Source organism: Herbaspirillum sp. DW155, assembly GCF_037076565.1.
Lineage (GTDB): Bacteria > Pseudomonadota > Gammaproteobacteria > Burkholderiales > Burkholderiaceae_D > Herbaspirillum.
This window is the reverse complement of record NZ_AP029028.1, coordinates 935,183-952,219: the sequence shown is the minus strand read 5'-3', so window position 1 is coordinate 952,219 and position 17,037 is coordinate 935,183. Positions and strand designations below refer to the sequence as shown.

13 protein-coding genes are annotated in these 17,037 nt (G+C 61.0%); 2 read left to right on the top strand and 11 right to left on the bottom strand.

Annotated features, from left to right (window positions below; genetic code table 11):
- The first annotated feature begins 324 nt into the window (after nucleotides 1-324).
- Nucleotides 325-1,176 (top strand): IclR family transcriptional regulator, encoded by an 852-nt coding sequence (locus tag AACH55_RS04305; RefSeq protein ID WP_338718192.1) that lies wholly within the window; start codon nucleotides 325-327, stop codon nucleotides 1,174-1,176.
- A 55-nt stretch (nucleotides 1,177-1,231) separates the two neighbouring features.
- Here AACH55_RS04305 and AACH55_RS04300 read toward each other — a convergent pair whose 3' ends face one another.
- Together AACH55_RS04300 and AACH55_RS04295 are read right to left on the bottom strand one after the other, a co-directional pair.
- A complete protein-coding gene (locus AACH55_RS04300; protein WP_338718191.1) occupies nucleotides 1,232-2,113 on the bottom strand; it encodes an SMP-30/gluconolactonase/LRE family protein in 882 nt (293 codons plus the stop codon).
- A 186-nt stretch (nucleotides 2,114-2,299) separates the two neighbouring features.
- The gene (locus AACH55_RS04295; RefSeq protein WP_338718190.1) at nucleotides 2,300-3,439 is read right to left on the bottom strand and encodes a porin; all 1,140 of its coding nucleotides are present in this window, start codon (nucleotides 3,437-3,439) and stop codon (nucleotides 2,300-2,302) included.
- Between the two features lie 321 nt (nucleotides 3,440-3,760).
- Here AACH55_RS04295 and AACH55_RS04290 point away from each other — a divergent pair, with 321 nt between their 5' ends.
- A complete protein-coding gene (locus AACH55_RS04290; RefSeq protein WP_338718189.1) occupies nucleotides 3,761-4,702 on the top strand; it encodes a LysR family transcriptional regulator in 942 nt (313 codons plus the stop codon).
- A 369-nt stretch (nucleotides 4,703-5,071) separates the two neighbouring features.
- On the opposite strand, the gene AACH55_RS04285 is transcribed toward AACH55_RS04290, so the two are convergent.
- From AACH55_RS04285 to AACH55_RS04245, 9 genes are all read right to left on the bottom strand, one after another.
- A complete protein-coding gene (locus AACH55_RS04285) occupies nucleotides 5,072-5,857 on the bottom strand; it encodes an SDR family oxidoreductase (protein WP_338718188.1) in 786 nt (261 codons plus the stop codon).
- 66 nt (nucleotides 5,858-5,923) lie between these two features.
- Nucleotides 5,924-7,681: an IlvD/Edd family dehydratase gene (locus AACH55_RS04280; RefSeq protein WP_338718187.1), complete on the bottom strand. Its 1,758-nt coding sequence runs from the start codon at nucleotides 7,679-7,681 to the stop codon at nucleotides 5,924-5,926.
- Between the two features lie 85 nt (nucleotides 7,682-7,766).
- Nucleotides 7,767-8,978 (bottom strand): multiple monosaccharide ABC transporter permease, encoded by a 1,212-nt coding sequence (mmsB, locus tag AACH55_RS04275; protein WP_338718186.1) that lies wholly within the window; start codon nucleotides 8,976-8,978, stop codon nucleotides 7,767-7,769.
- 82 nt (nucleotides 8,979-9,060) lie between these two features.
- On the bottom strand, nucleotides 9,061-10,617 hold the full coding sequence (gene mmsA, locus AACH55_RS04270) for a multiple monosaccharide ABC transporter ATP-binding protein (RefSeq protein WP_338718185.1): 1,557 nt from the start codon (nucleotides 10,615-10,617) through the stop codon (nucleotides 9,061-9,063).
- A 288-nt stretch (nucleotides 10,618-10,905) separates the two neighbouring features.
- Entirely contained in the window at nucleotides 10,906-11,979 is a 1,074-nt protein-coding gene (chvE, locus tag AACH55_RS04265) for a multiple monosaccharide ABC transporter substrate-binding protein (RefSeq protein ID WP_338718184.1), read from the bottom strand.
- A gap of 218 nt (nucleotides 11,980-12,197) precedes the next feature.
- Entirely contained in the window at nucleotides 12,198-13,220 is a 1,023-nt protein-coding gene (gene yjfF, locus AACH55_RS04260; RefSeq protein WP_338718183.1) for a galactofuranose ABC transporter, permease protein YjfF, read from the bottom strand.
- A complete protein-coding gene (locus tag AACH55_RS04255) occupies nucleotides 13,217-14,296 on the bottom strand; it encodes an ABC transporter permease (protein WP_338718182.1) in 1,080 nt (359 codons plus the stop codon). The genes yjfF and AACH55_RS04255 overlap by 4 nt, the downstream gene beginning before the upstream one ends.
- Nucleotides 14,293-15,843, bottom strand: coding sequence for a sugar ABC transporter ATP-binding protein (locus AACH55_RS04250; RefSeq protein ID WP_338718181.1), 1,551 nt, complete (start codon nucleotides 15,841-15,843; stop codon nucleotides 14,293-14,295). The genes AACH55_RS04255 and AACH55_RS04250 overlap by 4 nt, the downstream gene beginning before the upstream one ends.
- A 138-nt stretch (nucleotides 15,844-15,981) precedes the next feature.
- Nucleotides 15,982-16,956 carry an ABC transporter substrate-binding protein gene (locus AACH55_RS04245; RefSeq protein WP_338718180.1) on the bottom strand — a complete coding sequence of 325 codons (975 nt, stop codon included), beginning with the start codon at nucleotides 16,954-16,956 and terminating at the stop codon, nucleotides 15,982-15,984.
- Between the last annotated feature and the right edge of the window lie 81 nt (nucleotides 16,957-17,037).

The following is a 17,037-nucleotide window of genomic DNA, read 5'->3' as shown; positions in this document are numbered from 1 at the left end:
GCGGTCGGCAGGACAGTCGTGGCGAACTGTCCGGGGTGATCGTCTCCGGGGCCGGGCCCCTTTTCTGTTTTTTCTCACAAATAAAATTTCTTTTTATCTGTGAGCGACAGAGCATAACCTTGATTATCCTCTCATTGCAGTGCTGATCCGATGAAGTTTCCGACCGTATTGATATCGGTTTTGAAATGACAGTGCATCGTCAAGGCATCTATTCATGAAAAATAATTTTACGAATAAAATTATTTTTCATCGAAATCCCCTACAATCCGGCCCCAGAAACCCGTCCATCCTTAGCAACCTTCGACCACTGCGCCCCATAACGCCATGCCCAGAACCCGCAAAATCCATCCCGCCGAGGCCCCTGCCGTGCAGACGGCCGCCGGCCATGAAGAGGACCAGGCCGGCAGCAAGACGCGCTATGCCGCGCCGGCGCTGGACAAGGGACTGGACATCCTGGAACTGCTGAGCCGCTCGGAACAGATGCTGACCCTGAACCAGATCTCCAAACAGTTGGGGCGCAGCGTCAATGAAATCTTCCGCATGGTGGTCACGCTGGAACAGCGCGGCTACCTGGTGGCCGACAACGATCACTACCGGCTCTCGCTGAAACTGTTCGAGCTGGCCCATCATCATCAGCCGATCCGTTCGCTCGTCAGTACCGCCTTGCCCCACATGCGCGAACTGGCCAATCGCTCGATGCAGTCGACCCACCTCACCGTCTATGAAGCCGGCCGCGTCATCGTGGTGGCGCAGGTGGACAGCCCCGAACGCTGGGCGTTTGGTCTCAAGGTCGGCGCGCTGGTGAGTCTCACCGATACGGCCTCGGGGCATGTGCTGCTGGCCTTCCGCGACGAAGCCGAACGCGCCAGCATGCTGGCAGCCCACGTGCGCATGGATGGCGAACAGGAAATCGGGACGACGCAACTGATGCGCCAGATCGAGAACACGCGCAAACGCGGTCACTCGCGCATGGAAAGCCGGCAGATCCGGGGCGTGATCAACCTGTCCTATCCGGTCATGGGCGCCAACAACCGCATGCTGGCGGCCTTGAACGTGCCCTACATCGAACGCATCGACAAGAAGGTCAACCCCAGCCTGGACGAGGTGCAAGGCATCGTCCAGGAAATCTCGGCGCGGCTGTCGCGGCTGATGGGGGATTCGAGTTTCGGGTCCTGAAGCCGGACCCGACCGGAAGAAAGCGCATGCCGGTCAAGGCAGGCGCCGGAGGGGATCAACCGGCGAAACGCACTTCGGGCAAGCCGCGCACATCCGCCTGCGGCACGCTGAACAAGGCGCCGGCCAGCTTGTCTTCTGCCCGCTGCGCGGCGCTCATGCCTTCGTGTGCCGTGGTCACGAACAGGGTGTCGAAGGCAGCGCCACCGAAAGCCACGCAGGACGGCTGCGCCGTGGGGACTTCGATGATGCGGTCGATGCTGCCGTCCGGCGCGAAACGCACCACACGCGCACCGCCCCACTGGGCATTCCACAGGTAGCCATCAGCATCGATGGTGGAACCATCCGGACCACCCGGTTGCTGCGCCAGGTCGGCGAAGACACGTTGATTCGTGACGGCACCGCTACCGGTGTCGTAGTCGCACACCATGATCTTGCCGGCCATGGAGTCGCAGTGATACATCAGCTTGCCATCGAGGCTGAAACAGATGCTGTTGGAAATGGCGATGCCGGGCAGCGCCAGGCGCTCCAGGCTCAGGTCGGCATTCAAGCGATAGAAGCTGGCGATGGGCGCGCGGCCGGCATCTTCATTAAGCGTACCGAAGACGAAACGGCCCTGGCGGTCGCAGCGGCCGTCGTTCAGGCGCGTGGTCGGCAGGTCATCTTCGATGCGGCAGATCGGGCTGATGTTGCCCGTGTCCAGGTCGAGAAAAGCCAGGCGCGATTCCAGTCCGATCAGCAGACGCCGGGTATCGGCCGTGAAGGCGAAGCAGCACAGCCGTTCCGGCATGCCCCAGCTGCGCGTGGCACCGCTGGCCGGATCGTGGTTCCACAGGCGGGAGGCGTGGATGTCGGTCCAGAAGACCGTCTGCGAGCGCTCGCACCACAGCACGCCTTCACCCAGTTCATGATGTCCGTCCACCAGCAATTGCGCATTCATCTTGGTTTCGCCTGCCAATCAAGTTCAAGTCAATGAGATAAACAATATAAATCGTTTGCAAGGCACGCGATGCAGCACCCAACAACAACAAAGGACAGCAAACGACAAAAAAGGGTGGGCTTGCGCCCACCCTCAACTACATCAAGACCACCTCAGGAAGGATTACAGATACTGCTGTTCGTTACATCAGAACGAGTGGGCGATACCGAAGTAACCGCCGGTCTGCTTCAGGCCGGACACGCCCAGGTTGCCGCCGTTTTCCAGCTGGTGGCTGGCGCCGGTGCCGTTGCGGACGGTACCGACGTCAACGTACAGCAGGGTACGCTTGGACAGGAAGTAGTTCACACCAGCCATGTACATGTTGGCAGTACCACCGCCGTTACCCACGCCGGCCGCATTGACCGAAGCGTTGTTGGCGTTGACGTGGAACCAGCCGCCGACCAGCTGGAATTGCGGGGTCACGTCATAGTTCGCACCGATCCAGTACTGGTTGGCACGATCCGGTGCGCCCGAGACTGCATCGGCAGCACGCAGGTTTTCCCAGCCGGCGAACATCTTCAGCTTGTCGAACTTGTAGGTACCGCCGACGATCAGCTCCTTGGAGTGGCTCCAGATGTCGCTGTAGTTGCCGTTGGCGTCGCGCACGGTGTCATAGATCACGCGCAGTTCCAGGCCGTTCTTCTGGTAGGCCAGCGAGATGCCGTCCTTGCGACCGTCGCTGGAACCAGCGTTGGCCACACCGCCATTGAACGAACCCGGCTTTTCGCCCAGGCTGGTCTGCAGGCCGACGGTGAAACCGCCCATGTCAGGGCTGTTGTACTCGATGATGTTGGATGCGCCCGGCCAGTTGCGGCCGTTGACCAGACTGGCGGTACCGATGGCCTGTTGGCCGGTCGGATCCAGATACCAGATGTCATTGTTGATGAACAGGTTCTTGCCGAGCTTGACCGAACCGGCCGATGCCGAGGACAGGCCGACGTAGGAACGGCGGTTGAACAGTGCAGTACCGTTGCTGGTATCAGAACCGTTGAAGCTGCCCTTGGTCGAGTTGAAACCGGATTCCAGCAGGAAGAAGGCATTGGTACCGCCGCCCAGGTCTTCCGTGCCCTTGAAGCCGATCATGCTGGTGCCCCATTGGTTATTGGCAGCGCTCCAGCGGGTGCCGGTGCCATTGGTACCGGCATTGGTCAGGAAGTCGACGCCGGCCACGACGCGGCCGTAGATGGTGACACTGCTTTGCGCCTGCGCCTGTGCCGAGAACGCACCCATCAGCGCGAGCGCGCACAGGGTCTTTGCTCCAATAAAGGATGGCTTCACTTGCTTCATGAATAGTCTCCGTGGATATTGCCGTTTAAAATTTTTTTCGTCGGTGGGCTTGGCCGTGCAGCGTTGCACTTCAGACCCCTGGAGCCTGACGGGCTCCTGACAGTCTCCCAACTTGTTGTTTTGATGCTGCCCGACCTTCTCTTCTTTCATTCCGGTTCTGCGCTGGTTGTCCCCTGTACAGCCCGGAATGTGGCTAGATACTAAGTATTCAGTTCATGTCTTTCCAATGAAATCTTTAGCAATTCCGATATGCGATTTGATATCATCAATTCCTAATAAAAAAATGATTGAAAAAATTTAGAAAACCGTCCCCGGAGACTTATGAAAAACAGTGACCCGAACTGGTTTCTGCGGGCCCGATTGAAGACTCGCCAGCTTCTTCTGCTCATCGCCCTAGACGACACCCGCAACATCCACCGCGCTGCCAGCGAGCTCAACATGACGCAGCCGGCTGCTTCCAAGCAACTCAAGGACCTCGAGGACATGCTGGGCGTGTCCCTGTTCGAGCGCCTGCCGCGCGGCATGCGGCCCACCATCTATGGCGAGGCCATGATCCGCCATGCGCGCATGGCCCTGACCAGCCTGTCCAAGGCGCATGAGGATATCGTTGCCCTGAAGTCCGGCCTGTCCGGCCAGGTCGACGTGGGCGGGATCCTCTCGCCCGGCATGGCCCTGTTGCCGCCGGCCATTGCCCGGGCCAAGGAGCAGGCCCCGATGCTGCGCATCGGCGTCGAAGTGGAAAGCAGCAACATCCTGCTCTCGCGCCTCTTGCACGGGGAACTGGACTTCATCATCGGCCGCATCCTCGACGAGGAAGCCCGTGGCGGGCTGCTCTATGAAGAGCTGGCCGACGAGCCGGTCTGTGCCGTGGCGCGCGTGGGCCATCCCTTCCACACCCGCACCGATCTGACCCTGGCCGACCTGGCCAGCGAGGCCTGGATCATGGCCCCCAAGGGCAGCATCCTGCGCGCACGCTGCGACCAGATGTTCCGCGAGCAAGGCCTGGCGCCGCCTTCCAACGTGGTCGACACCACCGCCATCCTGTTCATTACCAGCCTGCTGCAGCAGACCGATTTCATCTATGCCATGCCCACCGAGGTGGCGCGCTACTACACCCAGGCGCGCCTGATGGACATCCTGCCCATCGAGTTGCCCTGCCGCATGGCCGGTTTCGGCATCATCACGCGCCAGGACAACCTGCTCTCGCCGGGCGCCAACCTGGTCCTGCAGGCGATCCGCGAAGTGGCAAAAATGATTTATTGAACGCGGCAGATGCCCGGCATGCCCATGCCGGGCATCTGCCCGGTGCGCCGAGTTTTATTAAGTAATGTAAGGAAGCGTAAGTCTGTCTGAAAACGCCAAAAATCGTCCGCCACAAATTCTCGTCACGGCCTCAAAACTTAAAAAAATCGCTGCAAAAAAACAACACTTCAAAGGCGAAAAAAACTAAGTTTTTAAAAGCTGTCATACAGCTTTTAAACACATTCCCAAGCAGTCTTGTCGAGACTTCCCTGCTCACCCGCGTTTGCGCAAATCTTTGCGCAAAAAAAAAAGAGTCGCCGTTTGGCGACTCCCTTGAACGGCACGACGTTGTATCGCATCGCTGCGGCTACACCATCGCCGCTGTCATGCTCACACCCAGCCGGCGTCGACGATGAATTCCTGCGCGGTGCACATCGCGCTGTCGTCGGCGGCCAAAAACAGGACCATGCGCGCCAGGTGCCAGGGCAGCAGATCGCCCTGCAGGCACTGGTTGCGGGCAATCGCCTTCTTGCCTTCTTCATCCAGCCACAACTTGATCTGGCGTTCGGTCATGACCCAGCCCGGTGTCACGGTATTGACGCGGATCTTGTGCGGACCGAGGTCGCGTGCCAGGCCGCGCGTGAGACCCAGGGTCGAGGCCTTGGCCGTGGTGTAGACCGGGAAGCCGCCACCGGACTGGTGCCAGCTGATCGAGCTGAAGTTGATGATGGAACCGCCACCGCGCCGCTTCATGCCTTCCACCACCGACTGCACGGCGAAGAAGGACGGGCGCTGGTTGATGGCGATGCGGTCGTTCCAGTATTCCAGCGTCACTTCTTCGAGCTTGTGGCGCTGGTCGTTGGCGGCATTGTTGACCAGCACGTCGAAGTCGCCCAGTTGAGCTTGCAGCTCGGCAATGGTGGACTGGAAAGCCGGAATATCACGCAGATCGCAATGGCGGAACAGCGGCTTGGGATGACCGGCCGCCGCCACTTCATTGCACAGCGCTTCGCTGGCTTCGGTGGCGATATCGACGAAGGCGACATGCGCACCTTGTTGCGCAAACGCTTCGACGATGGCCGCACCGATGCCGGTGCCACCGCCGGTGATGAAGACGCGCTTGCCCTTGAGGCTGGGGAAGCTCGCCAGTTGTACATTCTGGGGAGTGTTGCTCATGGAGTTTCCTTGCTCTCCGATGCCGGCGCGGGGCGTCGGCATCGGTCGGATGGAGGGACGTGAAGATCAGTGCGAGTGCTTGGGCACGGCGGCGCCACGGCAGCCGACCAGGAAGTCGAAGTCACAGCCTTCGTCCGCCTGCAGCACGCGGTCCACGTACAGGGACTGGTAACCACCGGCCATTTCCGGCTTGCGCTCGGCCAGCACCTTGGCGCGTTCAGCCAGGCGGCGTTGCATCTCTTCTTCGCTGATGTCCAGCTGCAGCTTGCCGGCGTAGGCATCCAGTTCGATGAAGTCGCCATCCTGGACGATGCCCAGCGGACCGCCGGCAGCGGCTTCCGGCGCCACGTGCAGGATCACGGTGCCATAAGCGGTACCGCTCATGCGCGCATCCGAAATGCGGACCATGTCCTTCACGCCGGTGGCCAGGATCTTGGGCGGCAAGCCCATGTTGCCCACTTCGGCCATGCCCGGATAACCCTTGGGACCGACGTTCTTCATCACCAGCACGCAGCTGGCATCGACATCCAGATCGGGATCGTTGATGCGTTCCTTGTAGTGGTTGAAGTCTTCGAAGACCACCGCGCGGCCGCGATGCTTCATCAGTTCGGGCGTAGCGGCCGAGGGCTTCAAGACCGCACCGCGCGGCGCCAGGTTGCCGCGCAGGATGCAGATGCCGCCATCTTCGATGAGCGGCTTGGCCAGCGGGCGCACCACTTCATCGTTGTAGATCGGCGCATCCTTGACGTTATCCCACATGGTCTGGCCGTTGACGGTCAGGGCATCCTTGTGCGGCAGCAGGTCGGCTTCGCCCAGGCGGCGCAGCACGGCCGGCAGGCCACCGGCGTAATAGAACTCTTCCATCAGGAAGCGGCCCGAAGGCTGCAGGTCGACGATGGTCGGGGTGCCGCGGCCGATGCGGGTCCAGTCTTCCAGTTCCAGGTCCACGCCGATGCGACCGGCGATGGCCTTGAGGTGGATCACGGCGTTGGTGGAACCGCCGATGGCCGCATTGGTGCGAATGGCGTTTTCGAACGCCTTGCGGGTCAGGATCTTGGAGAGGGTCAGGCCTTCCCACACCATGTCGACGATACGCATGCCGGACAGGTGCGCGAGAACATAGCGGCGCGCATCAACGGCGGGGATCGCCGCATTGTGCGGCAGCGACACGCCCAGCGACTCGGCCATGCAGGCCATGGTGGAGGCGGTGCCCATGGTGTTGCAGGTACCGGCCGAACGCGACATGCCGGCTTCGGCGGCCATGAAGTCATGGATGGTGATTTCACCGGCCTTGACCTGTTCCGACAATTGCCACACCACGGTACCGGAACCGATGTCGCGGCCCTGGTGCTTGCCGTTCAACATCGGACCACCGGTCACGACGATGGCCGGCACGTCACAGCTGGCCGCGCCCATCAGCAGGGCCGGCGTGGTCTTGTCGCAGCCGGTCAGCAGGACCACGGCGTCGATGGGATTGCCGCGAATGGATTCTTCCACGTCCATGCTGGCCAGGTTGCGGGTCAGCATGGCGGTGGGGCGCAGGTTGGATTCGCCGTTGGAGAACACCGGGAACTCCACCGGGAAGCCACCGGCTTCGATGATGCCGCGGCGCACGTGTTCGGCGACCTTGCGGAAGTGGGCGTTGCAGGGAGTCAGTTCCGACCAGGTATTGCAGATGCCGATGACCGGCTTGCCCTGGAACTCGTGGTCGGGGATGCCCTGGTTCTTCATCCAGCTGCGGTACATGAAACCGTTCTTGTCGGCGGTCCCGAACCAGCCGGCCGAGCGCAGGGTACGGCTCTTGTCTTTTTTGTCGTTACTCATTGTTGAATTCCCGAATGGCAGAAAACGAAGGATCTGGGGGCCGAATGCAAAAGGCGGGCACTGCGCCCGCCTTGGCTCATCCGGCTTACTTGTTCTTGTTGTAGACGTCGAAGCACACGGCCATCAGCAGCACGAAGCCCTTGATCATCTGCTGGTAATCGATGCCGATGCCCATGATGGACATGCCGTTGTTCATCACGCCCATGATGAAGGCGCCGATGACCGCGCCCATCACCTTGCCCACGCCGCCCGAGGCGGAGGCACCACCGATGAAGCAGGCGGCGATCACGTCCAGCTCGAAGCCCAGGCCGGCCTTGGGGGTGGCGGTGTTCAGACGGGCCGCGAAGATCAGGCCGGCCAGCGCGGCCAGCACACCCATGTTGACGAAGGTGAAGAAGGACACGCGCTCGGTCTTGATGCCCGACAGCTTGGCCGCTTTTTCATTGCCGCCCACGGCATAGACACGGCGGCCCAGGGTGGTACGGCTGGTGATGAAGGTATAGAGCACCATCAGCGCGAACATGATGATGAGCACGTTGGGCATGCCGCGATAGGTCGACAGCAGGTAGCTGAAGGCGATGATGGCGGCAGCGAAGATGGCGTTCTTGAGCAGGAAGAACATGACCGGCTCGTCTTCCATGCCATGCTTGGTCTGCTTGCGACGGCCATGCAGCTTGACCAGGATCAGCACCGCAGCTGCGATCACGCCCACGATCAGGGAGGTGGTACGGAAGGTGGCGTTGCCGGTCAGTTCAGGAATGAAACCCGAAGACAGCATCTGGAAGGTCTGCGGGAACGGGCCCAGGGACTGGCCTTGCAGCAGGGCCAGTGCCATGCCCTTGAAGACCAGCATGCCGGCCAGGGTGACGATGAAGGACGGGATCTTGAAGTAGGCGATCCAGTAACCCTGCGCCGCACCGATCAGGCCACCGGCGATCAGGCAGACGAGCGAGGCCGGCACGAAGCCCCAGCCGTAGTCCACCATCAGCACGGCCGCCAGTGCGCCGATCAGGCCCACCACCGAACCCACCGACAGGTCGATGTGACCGGCCACGATCACCATCAGCATGCCCAGGGCCATGATGACGATGTAGCTGTTCTGCAGGACCAGGTTGGTCAGGTTCAACGGACGCATCAGCGTGCCGTCGGTCATGATCTGGAAGAAGGCCATGATGGCCACCAGCGACATCAGCATGCCGTATTCGCGCATGTTGTTCTTCAGGAAGCTGCCGTAGTCCTTCTTCTCGACGGCGCCGCTGGCGACGACCGGTTTCTTGCTCATGTCAATGCTCTCCATTGTCTTGCTCCTCGGTACTCTCTGGTCTTGATGGACTTTATGGGTGTTGCCGCCGGTTTGGCTCCGGCTTGATGTCTTGCGTTCAGGCGGCCTGGGACAGGCCGGGCTCATCGATGCGCTTGTTGCGCATGATGGCGCGCATGATATTTTCCTGCGTGGCCTCGGCCTTGGGCAGGTGGCCCACGAACTGGCCTTCGTTCATCACGTAGATGCGGTCGCACATGCCCAGCAGTTCCGGCATTTCCGACGAGATCATGATGATGCACTTGCCCTCGGCGGCCAGCTTGCTGATGATGTTGTAGATCTCGAACTTGGCGCCCACGTCGATGCCGCGCGTGGGTTCGTCCAGGATCAGCACCTCGGGCTGCGAGAACAGCCACTTCGACAGCACCACCTTCTGCTGATTGCCGCCGGAGAGGTTGACCACCTTCTGCAACACGCTGGAACAACGGATGCGCATCTGCTGCTTGAAATCTGCGGCGATCTTGTACTCGCGCGCCTCATCGATGACCGTGTGTTCGGAAACGCCGCCCAGGTTGGCCAGCGAGATGTTCTTCTTGATGTCGTCTTCCAGCACCAGGCCATCGCCCTTGCGGTCTTCGGTGACGTAGGCAATGCCCTTGTCGATGGCTTTCTCGATGGTGGACAGGTCCACCGGCTTGCCGTGCAGGAAGGCCTGGCCGCTGATCTTCTTGCCGTAGGCACGACCGAAGATGCTCTTGGCCAGTTCGGTACGGCCCGCGCCCATGAGGCCTGCGATGCCGACGATTTCACCAGCGCGCACCGTCATGTTGACGTCCTTGATGGCCAGGCGGTCCGTGTGCAGCGGGTGGTGCACGCGCCAGTCGCGCACTTCAAAGATGACATCGCCAATCTTCGGATCGCGCTGCGGATAGCGGTCGGCCATTTCGCGGCCCACCATGTGCTGGATGATGCGGTCTTCGCTGATCGGTTCAGCGCGGCAGTCGAAGGTATCGACCGTGGTGCCGTCGCGCAGCACGGTGATGGAATCGGCCACCTTGGAAATTTCGTTGAGCTTGTGCGAAATCAGGATCGAGGCAATGCCCTGGCGCTTCAGTTCCAGCAGCAGTTCGAGCAGGGCATCGGAGTCGCTTTCATTGAGGCTGGCGGTCGGCTCATCCAGGATCAGCAGTTTGACTTCCTTGGAGAGCGCCTTGGCGATCTCGATCAACTGCTGCTTGCCCACACCCAGGTCACCGACCTTGGCCAGCGGCGATTCCTTCAAACCGACCTTGGCCAGCAGTTCCTTGGCGCGCACGTAGGACTGTTCCCAGTCGATCACGCCGCCACGGGCCTGCTCATTGCCCAGGAACAGGTTTTCCATCACCGACAGCAGCGGCACCAAAGCCAGCTCCTGGTGGATGATGATGATGCCCAGGTGTTCGCTGTCGCGGATATCCTTGAAGGCACGCACCTCACCCTTGTAGACGATATCGCCGGAATAGCTGCCATGCGGGTAGACCCCGGAGAGCACCTTCATCAGCGTGGACTTGCCGGCACCGTTCTCGCCGACAATCGCATGGATCTCGCCTTCGCGCACCGCCAGGTTGACGTTGTTCAACGCCTTCACACCCGGGAAGCTTTTCTCGATGCCGCGCATTTCCAGAATGTTGCTCATGATGCTGACCTCTCTTTTGCCGGTCTTGCGTGGATGACGTAACCGGACTTGTTTGTCTCTTGCGCGTTGCGGTTGGGCAAGCGCGACTTCCTGAAAGAAGGGCCTGTTCCCCTTCAATCTGTGAGATGCGTTGCTCACAGATTGAAGGGGAACAGGCCCCGGTCCCGCACAGAGCGGGACCATGCTGTTCTTCTTACGGTGATTTTTGTTCTTGTTGGGTCTTGCGGTACTGCCGCAGGCGAGGCCGACATCGAGGATGCCGGCTGCCCGCGTATTACAGAATGATGCTTACTTCAGTTGTGCTTCGGTGTAGTAGCCGCTGCCAACCAGGACTTCCTTCCAGTTCGACTTGTCGACCACGACCGGCTTCAACAGGTAGGACGGCACGACCTTCACGCCATTGTTGTAGGTCTTGGTGTCGTTGATCTGGGGTTCCTTGCCACCCAGCACGGCATCAACCATACCGACGGTGACCTTGGCCAGTTCGCGGGTGTCCTTGAAGATGGTGGAGTACTGCTCGCCACGGATGATGGACTTGACCGAAGGCACTTCCGCATCCTGACCCGAGACATACGGGAACGGCTGTTGCGGGGTGCCGTAGCCGACGCCGCGCAGCGAGGACAGGATACCGATGGACAGGCCGTCATACGGGGACAGCACGGCGTTGACCTTGGCGTTGGTATAGAAGGCCGACAGCAGGTTGTCCATACGGGCTTGTGCGGTCGCCGGATCCCAGCGCAGGGTCGCTACCTTGTCCATGCCCATCTGCTTGGAACGCACCACCAGCTTGCCGCTGTCGATGTAGGGCTTGAGGACCGACATGGCGCCGTTGTAGAAGAAGAAGGCGTTGTTGTCGTCCGAGGAGCCACCGAAGAGTTCGATGTTGAACGGACCCTTGCCTTCCTTCAGGCCCAGGGCCTTTTCCAGCGATTGCGCCTGCAGCACGCCGACCTGGAAGTTGTCGAAGGTGGCGTAGTAGTCGACGTTCTTGGAACCACGGATCAGGCGGTCATAGGCGATGACCTTGACGCCCTTGTCGGCGGCCTTCTGCAGCACGTCGGTCAGGGTGGTGCCGTCGATGGCGGCGATCACCAGCACCTTGGCGCCCTTGGTCAGCATGTTCTCGATCTGGGACAGCTGGTTGGGGATGTCGTCTTCGGCGTATTGCAGGTCGGTCTGGTAGCCCTTCTCTTTCAGGACCTTGACCATGTTGTTGCCGTCGGCGATCCAGCGGGCCGAGGACTTGGTGGGCATGGCCACGCCGACCAGTGCCTTGCTCTGTGCGCTCACCTGTGCGCTGATGGACATCAGGGTGACGCCCAGGCCGAGGGCAATACCGCTCAATACGGATTTGATTTTCATGCTTCGAGTCTCCAGTCTCATTGTTGGAATGGCGTGTTGTAGTTATCTAAAACAGCGCCGCTAGTTCTGATGAATGTCATGCAGAGCAACTGTTTTGCGGGCTCTACATTAATTGCTTTACCAATACATTTCTAATGATTTTTTGAGCGTAATGGATATGTTTTTCGGTATAACTCCCTCTATGTAAAGTTATCTTAATTAAGCTTAAAAAATCCCGCCTAAGCCACGGCTGGCGCGGCTTTCGCCGATCCTGCCGGTTGGCCGCGCAGGGCGCCCAGTGAAATGACACGCTGCGCGACGCAAAAGACGAACAGCAGCCCGCCAATGAAGATCTTGGTCCACCAGGAACTGAGGGTGCCATCGAAGGCAATGAGGGTCTGGATCACGCCAAGGATGAGCACGCCCGTGAGCGTGCCGGCCACGTACCCGTATCCGCCGGTGAGCAGGGTGCCTCCGATGACCACGGCCGCAATCGCATCCAGCTCCACGCCTTGCGCGTGCAGCCCGTAGCCCGAGAGCATGTAGAAGGAAAACAGCACGCCGGCCACCGATGCGCAAAATCCGCTGAAGGCATACACCAGAACCTTGGTCCGCCCCACCGGCAAGCCCATCAGCAGCGCCGAATGCTCGCTGCCGCCGATGGCGTAGACGGCACGGCCGAAGCGCGTACCGTGTGCCATCCAGATCGCCGCGGCCAGCACCAGCACAGCGATGACCACGCTGGGAGAAATGAACAGGCCGGCGAACTCCAGGCGCGTCTGCGACAGCTCCACGAACAGCGGCTCATCGATGGTGATGGAATTGATGCTGATGAGGTAGCACAACCCGCGCGCCAGGAACATCCCGGCCAGCGTGACGATGAAGGCCTGCAGCTTGAAGTAATGGATCATGGCGCCCATGGCCGCACCAAAGCCCGCCCCCATCAGCAACACGGTAGCGATCACCAGCAGCGGCGGCCAGTGCCAGTTCTGCAGCAGGAAGGCCGCCACCATGGTGGTCAGCGCCAGCACCGATCCGACCGACAGGTCGATGCCACCGGAGAGGATGACGAAAGTCATGCCGACGGCCACCACCAGCAGGAAGGCATTGTCGATCAGGAGATTCAACATCACCTGGGGCGACAGGAAGCCATCGTAGCCAAGCGCGCCGACCACCAGCATCAGCACCAGCAACACCACGGTGACCATGGACGTGAACCACGGCGCGTGCGAAGCGCGCCGCAAGGAAGAAACGAGCATCATGATTTGGACATCCTCAACATGCGGCGGAATTGCGGCGACTGCGACAGGCAGACCAGGAACACCACGATGGACTTGACCACCATATTGACTTCAGGCGGCACGCCCAGCGAATAGATCGTATACGTCAGGGTCTGGATGATGAGCGCGCCGATGACGCTGCCCACCAGGCTGAACTTGCCCCCGGCCAGCGAGGTGCCGCCCAGGGTCACGGCCAGGATCGCGTCCAGTTCCAGCAAGAGACCGGCGTTGTTGGCGTCGGCGCTCTTGATGTTGGAGGCGATCATCAGCCCGGCCAGGCCGGCACAGGCACTGCAGAACATGTAGACGAAGAAGATCAGCGCGGCGGTGCGGATCCCGGCCAGGCGCGAGGCCACCGGATTGATGCCCACCGATTCGATGAACAGGCCCAGCGCGGTCTTCTTCATCAACAACGCCAGCAGCACGAACATGGCCCCGGCGATGGTCAGCGAGAACGGCAATCCGAACAGATAGCCGCCGCCCAGGAAGAAGAAGGGCTTGTAGTAAACCGTCACGATCTGACCATCCGTGAGCAACTGCGCCAGCCCGCGCCCGGCCACCATAAGGATCAGCGTGGCGATGATGGGCTGCAGCCCGAGACCGGCCACCAGCAAGCCGTTCCAGGCACCGCACAGCAGCGCCGCGCCCATGGCCGCACACAAGGCCCACACCATCGGCACATTGCTGACGTATTCGGAAACGCCATTGACCACCACCATCTTGCCGCCGATGAGAACGGCCGCCACCGCACCGGAGATAGCCACCACTGCGCCCACCGAAATATCGACGCCGCGCGTGGCAATCACCAGGGTCATGCCCAGTGCAGCCAGCATCAGCGGTGCGGCGCGGTTGATGATGTCGATCAGCGCGCCATACAGGTGACCATCCTTGATCTCCAGCCTGAAGAAGCCCGGCACCAGCAGGAAGTCGATCAGCAACAGCAAGGCCAGTGCTGCCAGCGGGCGTACCAGCGGGTGACGCAGCAGTGCTGCAAAAGCCGGCGTGCCGCCTGCGGCGGCGCTGTCGGGAATCAGTTTGGAATCCATGGATGCACTCATGCGGCGTCTCCTGCAATGACCTGCAAGACCGATTGCTCATCAAGCTCGCCGCGCCGGTACTGGCCGCAGGCACGGCGGTCACGCAGCACCAGCATGCGATCACTGCAGCGCAGAACCTCGGGAATTTCCGAGGAAATGAAAAGAATGGACATGCCCTTGCGGCACATGGCGATGACGAAATCCATGATCTCCTGCTTGGCGCGCACATCGATGCCGCGCGTGGGTTCATCCAGGATCAGCATGCCCGGATCGGTGGCCAGCCAGCGCGCCAGCAAGGCCTTTTGCTGGTTGCCGCCGGAGAGCAGGCCGATGGGGGTTTCCAGATCGGCGGTCTTGATGCCGAGCCACTTGACGTAATCGGCGGCGATCTGGTTCTGGCGCTTGCGCGGCAGCACGCGGAACAATCCTTGTCGCGCCTGCAGGGCGAGGATGATGTTCTCGCGCACGGACAGTTCGAGGATGGCGCCTTCCTTCTTGCGATCCTCCGAACAGAAACCGATGCCCGCCGCAATCGCATCGCGCGGCACATTGAGCTTCACGCTGCGGCCTTCAATACGCAGCTCACCGCAATCGGCGCGGTCGGCACCGAACAGCAGGCGCGCCATCTCGGTCCGTCCGGAGCCGAGCAGACCGCACAGGCCGAACACTTCACCGCGCCGCAATTCCAGATCCTGCGGCGCCAGTACGCCGCGCCGGCCGAAGCCATCGGCTTGCAGGAAGACTTCGCCGACACCGGCTTCATCGGCCGACAGCCCCGAGGCCAGCGCCTCGGCACCGGCCTCGACCTTGCGGTGATCGACCGCCGTCACGCCCACCATCTTGTTGACCAGATCCAGCCGCGACAGGTCGCCCACCAGATACTCACCCTCGCGTACGCCATTGCGCAGCACGGTGATGCGGTCCGAAATTTCGTAGGTCTGGTCCAGGAAGTGGGTCACGAACAGAATCGCCATGCCCTGCTCGCGCAGGCGGCGCAACACCTTGAAGAGTTGTTGCACCTCGGCTTCGTCCAGACTGGACGTGGGTTCGTCGAGGATCAGTACCTTCGCCGACACCGACAGCGCACGCGAGATCGCCACCATCTGCTGGATCGCCAGCGGATAGGACGACAATTGCGCACGCACATCGATATCGATCTGCAACTGCTGCAGCAGCTGCTGCGATTGCGCGTGTACGCTCTTCCAGTCGATGCGACCGAAACGGCGCGGATAGCGGCCCACGAAGATGTTCTCCGCCACCGACAGATTGGGGCACAGGTTCACCTCCTGGTAGACCGTGCTGATGCCCAGCGACTGCGCCTCCAGGGTGGAGGCCGGCGCAATGGCGCGGCCGTCCAGTTCTATCTTGCCTTGATCGGGTTCATGCACGCCGGTCAGCACCTTGATCAGCGTGGACTTGCCTGCGCCATTCTGTCCCATGAGGGTATGCACTTCCCCCGGGAACAGCCGCAGGCCGACATCGGTGAGCGCCTTCACGCCCGCGAATGCCTTGTGGATACCGCTCAGTTCCAGCATGGGACGCGCCTGCGTCCCGACAGACATCGTCATCGCAACTCCATCAGAACCATCGAAAACCTGATGCACGCCACGCCCTGACTGTGTGCACATCAGGCCAAACCGGCAGCGCGCGCACGCTGAACGATTCAGTGTGCGCGCGCTGCCGTCATGCCGGCGTCAAACCCAATCTCAATACTTGCGGTTCGGGAATTCCTTGGCCGCCACCTCCGCCGGGAAGATGCCTTCCTCGGTGGTGATGCGCTTGGGCACTTCCTTGCCGGCCTTGATGTCCTTGGCGATCTGCATCAGTTGCGGGCCCAGCAGCGGGCTGCATTCGACGGTCACATTGAGCTTGCCGGCCATCATGGCTTCGAAGGCCCCCTTGACGCCATCGATGGAGATGATGGTGATGTCCTTGCCTGGCTTGAGGCCCGCTTCTTCGATGGCCTGGATGGCGCCGATGGCCATGTCGTCATTGTGCGCATAGAGCACGTTGATCTTCTTGCCCTCGGCCTTGAGGAAGGCTTCCATCACTTCCTTGCCCTTGGCGCGGGTGAAGTCGCCGGTCTGCGAGCGGATGATCTTCAGGCGCGGTTCGCTCTTGATGATTTCCTCGAAGCCGGCCTTGCGGTCGATCGCTGGCGCCGAACCGACGGTGCCTTGCAGTTCGACGATGTTGATGTCACCGGCCGGCATGCTCTTGGCCTTGTCCAGCAGCCAGCGACCGGCACGGCGGCCTTCTTCCACGAAGTCCGAACCGATGAAGGTCACATAGAGCGACTTGTCGCTGACGTTGACGGCGCGGTCGGTCAGGATGACCGGGATCTTGGCGGCCTTGGCTTCACGCAGCACCGTTTCCCAGCCCGACTCCACCACCGGGGAGAAGGCGATCACGTCGACCTTTTGCGCGATGAAGGAGCGGATTGCCTTGACCTGGTTTTCCTGTTTCTGCTGGGCATCGGCGAATTTCAGATTGACGCCGGCCTGCTTGGCCGCCTCCTTGATCGATACGGTATTGGCGGTACGCCATTCGCTCTCGGCGCCCACCTGCGAGAAGCCCATGGTCAGTGGTTTGTCGGCGGCAAAGGCCGAAAGGCTCATGGCGCTGCTACCCAGGCTCATGCAAATGGCTGCGCCCAGAAGCGCTCTTCTCTTCGAGTTCATTGTCAGTCTCCGTTGGCAGGGAATTGTGGACTTCCCTTTGTTCTATGCGTTGGGGTGCGCTGCGCCAGATTGCGTTTGACT

Excerpts from the sequence above, each read along its gene's own strand:
- AACH55_RS04245 (WP_338718180.1), bottom strand. The coding sequence starts at position 16,956 with ATGAACTCGAAGAGAAGAGCGCTTCTGGGCGCAGCCATTTGCATGAGC.
- AACH55_RS04285 (WP_338718188.1), bottom strand. The coding sequence starts at position 5,857 with ATGAGCAACACTCCCCAGAATGTACAACTGGCGAGCTTCCCCAGCCTC.
- AACH55_RS04290 (WP_338718189.1), top strand. The coding sequence starts at position 3,761 with ATGAAAAACAGTGACCCGAACTGGTTTCTGCGGGCCCGATTGAAGACT.
- mmsB (WP_338718186.1), bottom strand. The coding sequence starts at position 8,978 with ATGGAGAGCATTGACATGAGCAAGAAACCGGTCGTCGCCAGCGGCGCC.
- AACH55_RS04305 (WP_338718192.1), top strand. The coding sequence starts at position 325 with ATGCCCAGAACCCGCAAAATCCATCCCGCCGAGGCCCCTGCCGTGCAG.
- chvE (WP_338718184.1), bottom strand. The coding sequence starts at position 11,979 with ATGAAAATCAAATCCGTATTGAGCGGTATTGCCCTCGGCCTGGGCGTC.
- AACH55_RS04255 (WP_338718182.1), bottom strand. The coding sequence starts at position 14,296 with ATGAGTGCATCCATGGATTCCAAACTGATTCCCGACAGCGCCGCCGCA.
- AACH55_RS04280 (WP_338718187.1), bottom strand. The coding sequence starts at position 7,681 with ATGAGTAACGACAAAAAAGACAAGAGCCGTACCCTGCGCTCGGCCGGC.
- yjfF (WP_338718183.1), bottom strand. The coding sequence starts at position 13,220 with ATGATGCTCGTTTCTTCCTTGCGGCGCGCTTCGCACGCGCCGTGGTTC.
- AACH55_RS04250 (WP_338718181.1), bottom strand. The coding sequence starts at position 15,843 with ATGACGATGTCTGTCGGGACGCAGGCGCGTCCCATGCTGGAACTGAGC.
- AACH55_RS04300 (WP_338718191.1), bottom strand. The coding sequence starts at position 2,113 with ATGAATGCGCAATTGCTGGTGGACGGACATCATGAACTGGGTGAAGGC.
- AACH55_RS04295 (WP_338718190.1), bottom strand. The coding sequence starts at position 3,439 with ATGAAGCAAGTGAAGCCATCCTTTATTGGAGCAAAGACCCTGTGCGCG.
- mmsA (WP_338718185.1), bottom strand. The coding sequence starts at position 10,617 with ATGAGCAACATTCTGGAAATGCGCGGCATCGAGAAAAGCTTCCCGGGT.